General features: G+C 56.8%; 10 protein-coding genes. 2 read left to right on the top strand and 8 right to left on the bottom strand.

The annotated features are described in order from the left end of the window. Positions 1-11: 11 nt before the first annotated feature. The 6 genes from dgcA to ACLEIV_RS08155 all read right to left on the bottom strand — a co-directional run bounded on the left by dgcA (position 12) and on the right by ACLEIV_RS08155 (position 7,081). A complete protein-coding gene (dgcA, locus tag ACLEIV_RS08130) occupies positions 12-2,072 on the bottom strand; it encodes a dimethylglycine demethylation protein DgcA (RefSeq protein WP_410456146.1) in 2,061 nt (686 codons plus the stop codon). Positions 2,073-2,162: 90 nt separating this feature from the next. Further along, positions 2,163-2,693 carry a DUF5943 domain-containing protein gene (locus ACLEIV_RS08135; protein WP_410456147.1) on the bottom strand — a complete coding sequence of 177 codons (531 nt, stop codon included), beginning with the start codon at positions 2,691-2,693 and terminating at the stop codon, positions 2,163-2,165. A 31-nt stretch (positions 2,694-2,724) separates the two neighbouring features. Continuing rightward, positions 2,725-3,705, bottom strand: coding sequence for a dipeptidase (locus tag ACLEIV_RS08140; protein ID WP_410456148.1), 981 nt, complete (start codon positions 3,703-3,705; stop codon positions 2,725-2,727). A 199-nt stretch (positions 3,706-3,904) separates the two neighbouring features. Continuing rightward, positions 3,905-4,951 carry a choline metabolism transcriptional regulator GbdR gene (gene gbdR, locus ACLEIV_RS08145; protein ID WP_410456149.1) on the bottom strand — a complete coding sequence of 349 codons (1,047 nt, stop codon included), beginning with the start codon at positions 4,949-4,951 and terminating at the stop codon, positions 3,905-3,907. Between the two features lie 96 nt (positions 4,952-5,047). Continuing rightward, positions 5,048-5,446 (bottom strand): hypothetical protein, encoded by a 399-nt coding sequence (locus ACLEIV_RS08150; RefSeq protein WP_410456150.1) that lies wholly within the window; start codon positions 5,444-5,446, stop codon positions 5,048-5,050. Between the two features lie 12 nt (positions 5,447-5,458). Beyond that, positions 5,459-7,081 carry a BCCT family transporter gene (locus ACLEIV_RS08155; protein ID WP_410456151.1) on the bottom strand — a complete coding sequence of 541 codons (1,623 nt, stop codon included), beginning with the start codon at positions 7,079-7,081 and terminating at the stop codon, positions 5,459-5,461. A 1,043-nt stretch (positions 7,082-8,124) separates the two neighbouring features. Between ACLEIV_RS08155 and ACLEIV_RS08160 the strand changes: the two genes are divergently transcribed. After that, entirely contained in the window at positions 8,125-8,352 is a 228-nt protein-coding gene (locus tag ACLEIV_RS08160) for a hypothetical protein (protein WP_410456152.1), read from the top strand. 125 nt (positions 8,353-8,477) lie between these two features. Here ACLEIV_RS08160 and ACLEIV_RS08165 read toward each other — a convergent pair whose 3' ends face one another. Then, positions 8,478-9,764, bottom strand: coding sequence for an aromatic ring-hydroxylating oxygenase subunit alpha (locus ACLEIV_RS08165; RefSeq protein ID WP_410456153.1), 1,287 nt, complete (start codon positions 9,762-9,764; stop codon positions 8,478-8,480). A 288-nt stretch (positions 9,765-10,052) separates the two neighbouring features. Between ACLEIV_RS08165 and ACLEIV_RS08170 the strand changes: the two genes are divergently transcribed. After that, positions 10,053-11,159, top strand: a complete 1,107-nt coding sequence (locus tag ACLEIV_RS08170) for an FAD-binding oxidoreductase (RefSeq protein ID WP_410456154.1) — start codon at positions 10,053-10,055, stop codon at positions 11,157-11,159. 335 nt (positions 11,160-11,494) lie between these two features. Here ACLEIV_RS08170 and ACLEIV_RS08175 read toward each other — a convergent pair whose 3' ends face one another. Next, on the bottom strand, positions 11,495-12,661 hold the full coding sequence (locus ACLEIV_RS08175; protein WP_410456155.1) for a BCCT family transporter: 1,167 nt from the start codon (positions 12,659-12,661) through the stop codon (positions 11,495-11,497). Positions 12,662-13,030: the final 369 nt, after the last annotated feature.

Below are 13,030 nucleotides of genomic sequence, written 5' to 3' on the forward strand. Positions count from 1 at the left end.
CACCTTTCAGATCAGAAGTCCTTGCACAGGCGAAGGGCGTCGTAGATGGCAGCATAGGTGTTGCGCTGGGATACGCAGTCACCAAGACGGAACAGCAAATATCCCTGACCGTCGTGAGACAGGCTCGGTTGGGGCTTGGCCGCATAGAGGGCTTCCAGATCGATCTGCCCCTTGTTGACGGAGTCGGCCTTCAGCTCGTAGTAAAGCCGCTCGTCGGAACGAACACCGTTCTCCACCACGATTTGATCCACCACCCGCTCTTCCTTCTGGCCGGTGTACTCGTTTTCGAGTACCGCCACCAGCTTGTCCCCTTCCCGGTACACCTGATGCAGCGCCAGATCGGAAGTCATGATCACCTCACGCTCGTACAGCGAACGGTAATAGGTGGGGAAGGTGGTACCGCCGATGGCCGCGCCCGGCTTGATGTCGTCGGTGACCATTTCCACCAGGCTGCCCTTGGAAGCCAGGTAATCGGCCACCGACATGCCACTGAATTCACAGATGGTGTCATAGACCAGCACATTCTTGCCCGGTTCTACCTTGCCGGACAGGATGTCCCAACTGCTGATCACCAGGCCTTCTTCTGCGCCCCACTCCGGGTTCTGCTCGATGAAGGGGGTTCCGCCTACCGCCAGGATCACCACATCCGGATTTTCCGCCATCATGGCAGGCATATCGGCCGCGGTATTCAGACGCACATCCACCTTCAGGCGTGCCAGTTCCAGGGAGAACCAGCGAGTGATGCCGGCAATCTGATCACGCTGGGGTGCCTTCGCCGCCAGGGTAATCTGTCCGCCCAGCTCGGGGGCTTTCTCGAACAGCACCACATCATGGCCGCGTTCGGCACTGACCCGGGCCGCTTCCATACCGGCAGGACCGCCACCGACCACCACTACCTTGCGCTTGGGCCCGCTGCTGGGCTCAATGATATGCGGCATGGTCGACTCACGTGACGTCGCCGCGTTCTGGATGCAGAGTACATCCAGCCCCTGGTACTGACGGTCGATACAGTAGTTGGCGCCCACGCACTGGCGAATTTGATCGACCTGGCCCAGCTTGATCTTGGCGATCAGGTGCGGGTCGGCCATGTGTGCCCGGGTCATGCCCACGAAGTCGACATAACCGCCTTCGATGATACGCTGGGCCTGGGTGGGATCCTTGATGTTCTGGGCGTGGATCACCGGTACCGTCACCACCTCCTTGATGCCCGCCGCCAGGTGCAGGAAGGGCTCGGGCGGATAGCTCATGTTGGGGATAACGTTGGCCAGGGTATTGTGGGTGTCGCAGCCGGAGCCGATCACCCCAAAGAAATCCACCATGCCGGTGTCGTCGTAGTACTTGGCAATCTGCTTCATGTCGTCGTGGCTGAGGCCGTCCGGATGGAACTCGTCACCACAGATACGCATACCCACCACGAAATCGGGCCCGACTTCGGCACGCACCGCCTTGAGTACTTCCAGACCGAAGCGCATGCGGTTTTCGAAGCTGCCACCCCACTCGTCGGTGCGCTTGTTGACCCGCGGGCTCCAGAACTGATCGATCAGATGCTGGTGCACGGCAGACAGTTCAACGCCGTCCAGCCCGCCTTCCTTGGCACGACGGGCGGCCTGGGCGTAGTCACCGATGATGCGCTGTATTTCTTCCGGCTCGATGACCTTGCAGGTGGCACGGTGCACCGGCTCGCGGATACCACTCGGGCTGACCAGAGTACTCCAGTTATGGCCGTCCCAACGGGAACGACGGCCCATGTGGGTGATCTGTATCATGATCTTGGCACCATGCTTGTGCATGGCATCGGCCAGGTTCTGGAAGTGGGGAATGATGCGGTCGGTACTCAGGTTGACCGAGCTCCACCATTCCTGGGGGCTGTCGATGGACACCACGCTCGAGCCGCCACAGATGGCCAGCCCCAGGCCGCCCTTGGCCTTTTCTTCGTAATATTTGACGTAACGTTCTGTGGTCATGCCGCCGTCGGTGGCATACACCTCGGCATGGGCCGTGCTCACCACCCGGTTACGAATGGTGAGCTTGTTGATATTCATGGGTTGAAACAAGGCGTCGAACTGTCCCATCCTGGATCCCTCTGCTGACTTGTCTGGCGGCCGGCAACCGGCCCGCCGAAAACTACTATCCTGTCGCGATGACCACGCAGGCGGTGCATCTTAACGCGGGCTGACCTCGAACAGGCCGTAGTCACAGCCGGTCTGGGAGCCGCTCTGGGTCTGGCGAGCGACAGTACGCACCGCCAGTCCCAGGCTTTCGGCAATCTGGTCGACCGCACCGGCAAACCAGCCGGTGAACATGTAATCCACCATGCGGTCCACCTTGCCGTACTGGTAGACGAAGGCGGAGTGATCCAGACGAACCCTGGCGGTACCGGCGGCGATATCCAGGCTTTCGATGGTGAACAGACCCCAGCCACGCTGAGACAGGCGCTTCATGTAGTGTTCGAACACGGCGTCACCGCTGATGCCGTGACACTCGGCTTCCTTTTCACACCAGTGCCAGGCAGACTTGTAACCGGCCTTGTACAGGATCTCGGCATAGCGCTCCGGGCCCAGCTCTTCTTCGATCGCCATGTGGTTGTTGACGAAGAAGTGGCGCGGCACATACAGCATGGGCAGCGCGTCCGTAGTCCAGACGCCGGTTTCATTGCTCACTTCAATTGGCATTTCGGGTGCATGTACTGACATTGTGATTCTCCTTTAACTTACCTGTTATGGCTTATGCGCCCCAGACGTCTTTCAGCACACGCATCCAGTTGCCGCCCATGACTTTTTCTACCTGACGTGGTGAGAAACCGTGACGCAGCAGGGCCTCGGTCAGATTGGGGAATTCACCGATGGTACGGATCCCCTCGGGATTGATGATCTCGCCAAAGCGGGTCAGACGACGGGCATAGCCCTTGTCGTGAGTCAGCCATTCGAAGAAATTCTGATCATGACCCTGGGTAAAGTCGGTTCCGATACCGATGGAATCTTCACCCACCAACTCCATCACATAGGCGATGGCCTCGACATAGTCGTCGATGGTGGAATTGATGCCGTTTTTCAGGAAGGGGGCGAACATGGTCACCCCGACAAAGCCGCCGTGATCGGCGATGAAACGCAGCTCTTCGTCGGACTTGTTGCGCGGGTGGTCTTTCAGGCCGGCCGGCAGACAGTGGGAATAGCACACCGGCTTGCCGGACTCGAGGATCACTTCCTTGGAGGTCTGGGCGCCCACATGAGACAGATCACACATGATGCCGACCCGGTTCATTTCGGCCACCACCTCGCGGCCAAAGCCGGACAGGCCGCCATCGCGTTCGTAACAGCCGGTGCCCACCAGGTTCTGGGTGTTGTAGGCCATCTGCACTATGCCCACGCCCAGTTGCTTGAAGATTTCCACATAACCCAGCTGATCTTCGAAGGCATGGGCGTTCTGGAACCCGAGGATCACGCCGGTGCGGCCTTCTTCCTTGGCCTTGAGGATGTCGGCGGTAGTGCGCACCGGACGGATCAGGTCGGCATGCTCCTGGTAGTAGCGATTAAAGGCGGCAATGTTGTTGACCGTGCCCTGAAACCCTTCCCATACCGACACGGTACAGTTGGCGGCGGTGAGGCCGCCACGACGCATGTCCTCAAACAGTTCCCGCCCCCAGTTGGCGATGATCAGGCCATCGATGACGACTGCCTGCTTGTGTAGTTCAGCTGCATTTTGCATAGCCAGACCTTCCTTGAATAAATGTGGCTGGTGGTATGGAGACCACCGGATTCAAGGGCAGTCTAGCCCGCAGCCATGCTCGCCCGCTGGCTGAAAACGACGAGCACATAGCCAAAAACGTCACGCCTGACGACAAACTCCGGAAAGTAAAAAGCCCCGCGATGCGGGGCTTGTCGATACAGTGCTATATCTTCCGGGGCTACAAGGTCACAGAGGCAAAGGTGGGCTCACCCTTCGCCGAATCCAGCTGGATATGCATGACCAGGTTGGGCAGAACCGGGGTGGTTGGTCTGGAGGCGGAACGACTACAGCGGTCATCTCGCGGTGGTACCCCGAAGTTCTCCCGGTAGCATTTGCTGAAATGAGGCGTCGACACAAAGCCGCAGGCGGTAGCGATGTCGATTATCGACAGCGAGGTCTGGCGCAACAGCTGCCGGGCCCGTTTCAGCCGCAGATTGAGGTAATAGCGGGAGGGGGAACATTTTACATGACGCTGAAACAGTCGTTCGACCTGACGCCGGGACAACCCCACATAACAGGCCAGCTCGTCCAGAGTGATCGGCTCTTCCAGGTTGGCTTCCATCAACGCCACCACCTCGGCCAGCTTGGGTTGGGCCGTACCCACCATATGGCGCAGCGGCACCCTCTGCTCTTCCTGCCCCTCGCGAATACGTTCACACAGAAACATGTCGCAAATAGCGGTACTCAGGGCGCTGGAATGTTCCTTCTCGATCAGATGCAGCATCATGTCCATCGGCACTGTGCCGCCGCTGCTGGTCAGACGGTCCCGATCGATGCAATAGAGGGCGCTGCTGGTTTCCAGCTGGGGGAAAGCTTCTTTGAACGAGGCCATGTATTCCCAGTGCAGGGTGCAACGATAACCGCTCAGTACACCGGCATCGGCCAGCAGATAACTGCCGGTACAGACGGCTCCGAGTTTGATCCTACGCCTGGCCAGCTGCTGCAGCCAGACACGCAGGTTACGGCTGCGGGCATTGACCACCCCTACCCCGCCGCAGAGGATCATCATGTCCAGGTGACCACAATCTTGAATACTGTGATCCGGGGTAATCAGCATATGGTCGCTGGCCCGCACCGGGGCTCCGGTTTCGGACAGCATCACCCATTCATAGAGGGGCTGACCCGATAACTGATTGGCCATGCGCAGGGGCTCGATGGCGGAAGCCAGGGAAATCATGGTGAAATTGTCTATTAGTAGGAAACCGACACGTTGTGTTTGGCTCATTTCGCTTGCTCCTGGTCCCTGTACAACCGCAGTCGGGATCCCTGTTGATACGATGGCGTCACGATAACTGGACGTGAACATTTAAATTACAAATGCTCACATTTGCGAAACATATACCATAAGTGAGATTTCGGAAACCCGATCACAGGTAATTTTCAGGCGTTCAGTGATAACTTGTGACGAAGCTATGATAATTCCGTCCTGATGGACGTCGTCAAAGACTCGCTCGCTGTCGGCATGCCCCCGCAAGAGCATGAGGACACAGCCAGTTCCCTCATATTCATCAGCCAGAATCAGCAAGATACGCGCCATTTTTTCACGCCATAAAAAGATAAAAAAACCCTCGTCAAACAGGTGTTTGCCGAGGGTTTTCGGTAAAAAATCGTTATTTGTTGCGAGAATGTTCGGCCGAACGACCGATACCGCACCAGAGCGGGGCAGTACAGCCCCGAAAAAGCACATTAAAAAAGGGGCTTTCGCCCCTTTTGTTACCATTCGATATCAGGCTCAGGATGCCGGTGGCACCTTTACCGGTGCTTCCATGGTGACCGGCGAGTCGACCGTCACCGGCTGGGTGACGGGCACCTCCTGATGCAGGGCTCGGTACAGACCCCACATCATGATCAGGATGACGAACGAGAAGGGAAAAGCCGCAATAATGGCCGCGGTCTGCAGCGCCTTGAGACCACCGGCCAACATCAGTATGGCCGCCACCGCCGCCACCGCCATACTCCATAATACTCGCTGACTGCGCGGAGGATGTTCGTTGCCCAGCGACAATATGGTGGTCACGACCAGGGTGCCGGAGTCGGCAGAGGTAATGAAGTAGAGTGCCACCAGCAGGGTCGACAAGATCGCAGCCAGCGTGCCCATGACACCACCATCCAGCTGGGACAGGGTTGCATACAGGGCCGAGGTGACATTTTCGCCCACCGCCGTCACTATGCCGGCCTGCCCCACGGCCGCCACCGCTTCTCCGGCAGCATTGGTAACCGTATGGGTCAGCTCAAGATAAAGGGCGGTACCACCGAACATGGTCAGCCAGAGCATACCCAGCAGAGTCGGCACCAGCAGCACACCACAGATAAACTCGCGAACGGTGCGCCCCTTGGAAATTCGGGCAATAAACATGCCGACGAAGGGTGACCAGGACATCCACCAGGCCCAGTAGAACACGGTCCACCAGGACTGCCACTGGCTGTCTTTGCTGGCATCGGTCCAGGTACTGAGCGCCACCACATGGGTCAGGTAATCACCGATGCCCTGCACATAGCTCAGCAACAGATAACGGGTGGGGCCGTAGCACAACAGGAACAACAGAATGGCGGCGGTAAACCACATGTTGATGACCGACAGCCATTTTACGCCCCGCCCCAGCCCGGACAGCACCGACAGGGTGGCAATCAGCGAGATCACCACTATCAGGATCAGCTGATTGCTGGTGCTGATTTCCATACCGACCAGGTGGTTCATACCGGTGTTGATCTGGGCGACACCCAGGCCGAGAGAGGTCGCCACCCCGAAGATGGTACCGAATACCGCCAGCACATCCACAGTGTGTCCCATCCAGCCGTAGATGCGCTTGCCAATCAACGGATAGAGCGCCGAGCGAATGGTCAGCGGCAATCCCTTGCGGTAGGAAAAATAGGCCAGGGTCAGCCCCACTACCACATAGATGGCCCAGGGATGCAGACCCCAGTGGAAGAAGGTCAGCCGCATGGCCACTTCGGCCGCTTCCGGCGTCATGCCTTCGGTAATGAAGGGGTTACTCTGAAAATGGTAGATGGGCTCGGCGATAGACCAGAACACCAGGCCAATGCCCATGCCGGCGCTGAACAACATGGCAAACCAGGAAAACAAACTGTATTCCGGGCGGGAATCATCGGCTCCCAGGCGCAAACTGCCAAACCGGCTAAAGGCCAATACCACACAGAACACCAGCATCAACGTCAGAATGGCGATGTAATACCATTTGAAATTGTTGATGAGATATCCCGATACGCTTTCAAACAAGCTGGTCGCCGCATCGGGTAACAAGGCGCCTCCCACCACAAATAAGGTAACGATAATCATGGAACTGATCGTCGCCGCCGGGCTCATTCCTTTCAAAAGTCCATCTTTGCCTAACATAGGACAAGATCTCCGTCGGGTTGGTAAACATCAAAACGGCAACCGGGGGCCAGGGGTCCTGCCGGCCCGGCGCTTGCCGGTACAACTTTTGTCCATAACGCCAGCTGGCTGTCGTTATGGGCAAAAACTGACCTCTATAACAACAGCTATCACCCCGGTACAGTTTCCCCGATACGACACCCGGTTACGTCTGTGCGTCCTACCGGCCGCTTACCATCCTGAATGCGACATATGAACCAAAGAACAACTGCAGTGGGAAAAGCCGTGGAATAGGGTGTAACGTTATGAATAAATCAAGGAGAAGGACCAGATGATTACCGAGCTTATCGATCAGGACGACTTGCATGACAAGTAGCAGGCAAGGAAAAAGCAGCTGTCGCTGGTGAAGTGCAGTCACAGGCTGAATGAGACACTGTCACCTCCGAAACAGGAGTTATGGCAGAACGGCGGGCACCAAGCCGTAACTCTGCATCCCGAAGTACCGAAAGTATATTCTGGAGTGCCTCACTAACTAATTGATATCCGCTATTACGGCCGGATGAATCTATCAAAGCACACCTGATCATAAATTATTCTGGTGACGCGGGTATACAGGCCATAAAGCCGTCATCATTTCCAATTGCATTGTCAGCAGAACAAAGGGGCGCCTGGAGGCCCCCAATGGTTATGGCTTGACCGTTTATGAATCAATACATTACCGATACGACACGCCATATACAGGCCGCACTGCTCAGCGTATTCGAGCGCAGACGGTGTACAAGTCCTTTTAACGGTAAAATGGTACTGGTCGCAAACAAGCAGGGGAGACTCTCTGGAGGACAGTCCGTCTCGTCGGATACTGACTGTTGATTGCGGTGCTACGCCCATGCTACAGGCTCGAGCATATCTCATGATCCCGATAGCGACAAAAACCGGAGAAACTAAGTTAATTGTGTCACAACCCAAATAGCTTGCCTGAATACGACATAATAACCACGGATCTATTGCCCGGCGGAAACCGGCGGCATAGGCTGTGGCGATAATGAACCGAGGAGGACAGAGCCATGATGATTACCGAGCTTATCGATCAGGACGATTTACGTGCCCAGTTGCAGGCCTGGGGGCTTGAGGGGGCAAGGCAGCTGTCGCTGGTGGAGTGCAGTAACAGGCTGAATGAGGCGCTGTCGGGTCCGGAGCAGGAGTTATGGCAAGAACGGCTGGCGTCGTTGCTGGTCAAACGGGAACTCTTGCATCCCGAAGTACAGGCCATGCTGGACGCCTGCATGAAATAAACGTCACTTCCGCGTAGGCGGAGAGCCATGGCAAAGGGCACTGGATTCCCGCCTGCGCGGGAATAACGGTAGAAAATCAGCGGAAATAACAAGGGGGAGCCGATGGCTCCCCCTTTGAATTCACCTTATTCGGACAACTCGACGGACAGGGTCTGCCCGCCGGCGCGACCGGTGGCATGGTCGATAAAGGTATCCGAGTACCAGTCGATGAAGTTCACCACACCAAATTCATAGGTAGGCGAATAAGGACCGGGCTCATAGGCCACCGAGTTGATGCCCCGCTGGTTTTCTTCGGCCAGGGTTCTGTCCTGGGCATTGGTGGCGTCCCACACCCGGCGCAGTTTTTCCACGTCGTAGTCGACCCCTTCCACCGCGTCCTTGTGTACCACCCACTTGGTGATCACCTTGGTTTTCTGCGGGCCTATCGGCACAACCTGGAAAGTAACCAGATGATCGCTCTGGCCATGATTCCAGGAGTTGGGCAGGTGCAGGATGCGCAGCGAGCCCAGCTCCCGGTTCTTGACCCGGCCCAGGGTCTTCTCGCAGGCATGGGTTCCGTCTATGGTCATGGCCACCTTGCCTTCGGCCAGCGGCATCCGCACCATGCGGTTGCGCAGCCCGAACGACACATGGTGATGGGGAATGTTCTCCGCATCCCATTGCTCGCCCATGCGCGCCACGTGGGCCTTGAAGGCGTCGGTGGCACGGGGATCCGTGGTGTCGTCAAACTCCAGCAGGGTATTGAGCAACTCGGGGTGCGAGCCGTTGCAATGGTAACACTCGCGGTTGTTCTCTATTACCAGCTTCCAGTTGGCATCCTCGACGATTTCGGACTGCACCGCCACCTTGGCGTTTTCCAGGTCGTAGGGTTCCAGGTAACGCTCCAGCTCCGCCAGAAAATCATCTATTGCGGGCGGGTTGTCGGCCAGGCTGATGAAGATATAACCGCCGGCGGTCTTGGTGTGCACCTGCTTCAGCGGGAAGTCGGCCTTGTTGAAGCTGTCCCCCATGTCGTTGCCGGCATAGAGCAGGTTGCCATCCAGCTCATAGGTCCACTGATGGTAGGGACAAACCAACTTGGCCACCTTGCCTTTTTTCGAGGTACAAAGGCGTGATCCCCGATGACGGCAGACATTATGAAACGCCTGAATGCCCTGCTTGTTACGTACTATGGTAATGGGATTATTACCCACCTCCAGAGTCATGAAGTTGCCCACTGTGGGGATTTCGCAGGTCAGGCCGACGAAGAGCCATTCCTTGCAGTAGATCTGCTCCATGTCGGCGGCAAAGACGTCGGGGCTGTTATAAAACGCCTGGGGGAGTGAATAGCCGGGACGACGCTGCTGCAACATCTGCACTGCATCACCCAGGCCGGGGGCTGTGCCTAACAATGCGGTGTTGATCTGCTCCATGTTTGCTGCTTCCTTTGCTGTTGATATTGAGCTGTGTCTCTGCCACCTGAGCTGGACACCAGTGACGCTATTCTCACCAAGGCCATCATCTCGTGGTTGTCTGAAAACGACCCGACTGCAGATGATTTCCGACCTCTCCGCCCCCGCCCCGCCCTATATGCGCCTGCTCATGAACAAAAACGGGGCTGGCAGGTATCTGCATGTCGTTTCTGGACAATCAGCAACGGCAAAAGTGCACAAAAATGCCGGCATAAGGACAATCAGGCGAAGCCCAGACGGAGAACAGCGATGAATCAGGATTTTATCTCACCCATCAATACCCAGACATGGAGCAACGGGCGCCATCCGGTGCGGTGCGTCCGGGTCATACAGGAAACCTGGGACGTCAGGACCTTCTGCTTTACCGCAGAAAGCCCCCTGCTGTTCTTCTTCAAGCCCGGGCAGTTCGTTACCCTGGAACTGGAAATAGAAGGGCAAACGGTGATGCGCAGCTACACTATCGCCTCTTCTCCTTCCGTGCCCTACAGCTTCTCCATTACCGTCAAGCGGGTACCCGGCGGCGAGGTGTCCAACTGGCTGCACGACAACCTGAACGAAGGGGACGCACTGGCGGTCCATGGCCCAGTCGGCAACTTCAACTGTATCGACTTCCCCAATGACAAGGTGCTGCTGCTCTCCGGCGGCGTTGGTATCACCCCGGTGATGTCCATGGCCCGCTGGTGGTTCGACACCAATGCCGACGTCGACATCCATTTCGTGCACAGTGCCCGCACGCCCAAGGATCTGGTGTTCTACCGGGAGCTGCAGCACATGGACTCGCGGCTGAACAATATTCACCTCAGCCTGATCTGCGAGCGTACCGACATCGGCGAAACCTGGAGTGGCTTCAAAGGCTACCTTAACGGTTCCATGCTTGCCCTGATCGCCCCGGACTTCATGGAGCGGGAAATCTTCTGCTGTGGGCCCAATCCCTACATGCGGGCGGTACGCACCCTGCTCCAGAACAGCGGCTTCCCGATGGAGCACTACCACGAGGAAAGCTTCGGCGCGACACCGGTAGATGTGGCCGAAGACGTCGAAGAGCAAGCCCGCGATGCGGTCGAGCTGGCCGAGGAGCTGGAGCGTACCGAAGACCGGCTGACGGTGTCGTTCCAGGACAGCGATTTGCAGGTGGAGATAATGCCGGGCGAAACGCTGCACAGCGCCGCGGCCCAGGTAGGCCTGCACATTCCCAAGGCCTGCGGCATGGGTATCTGCGGCACCTGCAAGGTGCAGGTGGTAAGAGGCGAAGTCACCATGGATCACAACGGCGGTATTACGGATGAAGACATCGCCGACGGTTATGTACTGAGCTGCTGCAGCGTGCCTCAGGGCAATGTGGAAGTGGCGTTCTAACCTCAGACAGGCACCTTGAGTTATTGAATGTGAATTAATTAAGGTCGGTCCACTTTGCTGGTCTGGGCGGTATGCCCCGACCAGCTTTTTTATGGGCCCTGCCCGGTGGGTTACACTCGATACCCTGGTTAAGATGCAGCCACCTCCGTATAGGCCGAGCTCCATGGCACTGGACACCAGGCTCCCGCCTGTACGGGCACGACAATTGAGGGGGGCGCGGGAACGACAACAGAAGACTCACGGAAGACGGTGGAAAATACAGGTAGTTTGTCTGCAATATAAAGGCCGCCATCCGGCGGCCTGTTTCAGATAGGAATATAGCGGGAACTGTGGCTTTAGGCCTTGGTAGAGGCCGCACTCAGTGAAGAAGGCGTCTGCCCCAAGCCACCAAGCTGGCGGCGACGATGCCAGAGCAGCACGGTAATCAGGGCATAGAGACCAATCACCACCAGCCCTATCCACTCTATCTTCAATGGTGTGAACTGGAACAACAGCACCAGGCCAAACATCAGGCTCCAGTTAAAGGCCACATAACGCACCGGCCCCAACTTTTCCGCCTCGATACGCAGATTAGTGGTGTAGAGCCGGATCAGCGAGTCCAGAGAGTTGATCACGAAGATGACGCCGACCACTACCATCGCCAGGTTCAGCAGGCCGTCGATGGCCAGACTCTGCTCGAAATGCACATAGAGCACGGAAAACCAGATGGCGATGGGAATGGACGGTACCACCAGCATGGACACACACAGCTGCCAGGCCTTGAGTCCGCCAGAAAAACGGGCCACGAACTGACCGATCATGATGCTCCAGGAGAACCACCAGAACAGGTAGAAGGCGTGATAGTCGGTGATGGGCGCCACAAACTGATGAATATTGGTAAAATACTCGCCAATGCCGGCCACCGTATTCCCCAGCCCCTGCACACCGGCTCCGGTATTCAGCCACATGGCGGCGATCAGGGCGATAAACAGCCAGGTCGAGGCCACACTCAGCAGTTTCACATAACGCACGTCCGAGCTGGACCAGACCGCCGCCAGCACCACCAGTGCCACCAGGCCATAGGTCATGGCCGGCGAGATGCCTTCGATATAAGTGGGCAGATAGCTGAGAAACAGGAAGCCGGTGAAGGCGCAGGTACCTATGATCACCAGGTTGTTGACAAACTTGACCACAGGCAGCTCGAACAGCCGGACCCTGGGCTCAATCAGCACGAAGTAGAAGGTGGTCAGAAAATAGAAGCCCCAGACCAGAAAGCCCCAGAAGCCGAACTCGATGGCCAGGGGGTTGGCAAACCCGTATTCGGCTTCACTGGCATAAACCGGAAATTCGGTCAGCGGAAACATGATCAGGCCTACGTCCAGGCCCGAGGTAAACAGGATTGCGATAAAGGTAAATAAGGAGGTGGGCATATCGCCCTTGCAACGAAGATTCCCGTAGCGAAGCAGGATCACCACCGACGCCAGCAGGGTAAAAACAATAGCAACAGATAACACCATTTCCATGAGTAACATCCTTTTGTCTCGATTCCATGACACATCGTTAAATTAGCTTAATACCGTCCATCGGTTTCTCTGATCTGTGAACACCCCGCTGCGAACATGATCCGGTTTGCCTGTAGCTAGGCTGCCAGATGTTAATTGAACGATCAATTAATTTAACTTTAGATAACATTCCCTACAGAACAAGCACTGGATACGTCACCTACCTATCTGGATGCGACGGCGGAAAAGCGGCGAGGGAAAACAGGAGTCAGATGGATGTGCTTTCAGAGAAACAAACAAAGGGATAAGAGACTGCAGCAGCGAGGTTAAGGGGTGTCACCTCCGCGCAGGCGGAGATCCACGGTAAAGGACGCTGGATGCCCGTCTTCG

Source organism: Oceanisphaera submarina, assembly GCF_046521305.1.
GTDB classification, from domain to species: domain Bacteria; phylum Pseudomonadota; class Gammaproteobacteria; order Enterobacterales; family Aeromonadaceae; genus Oceanimonas; species Oceanimonas submarina.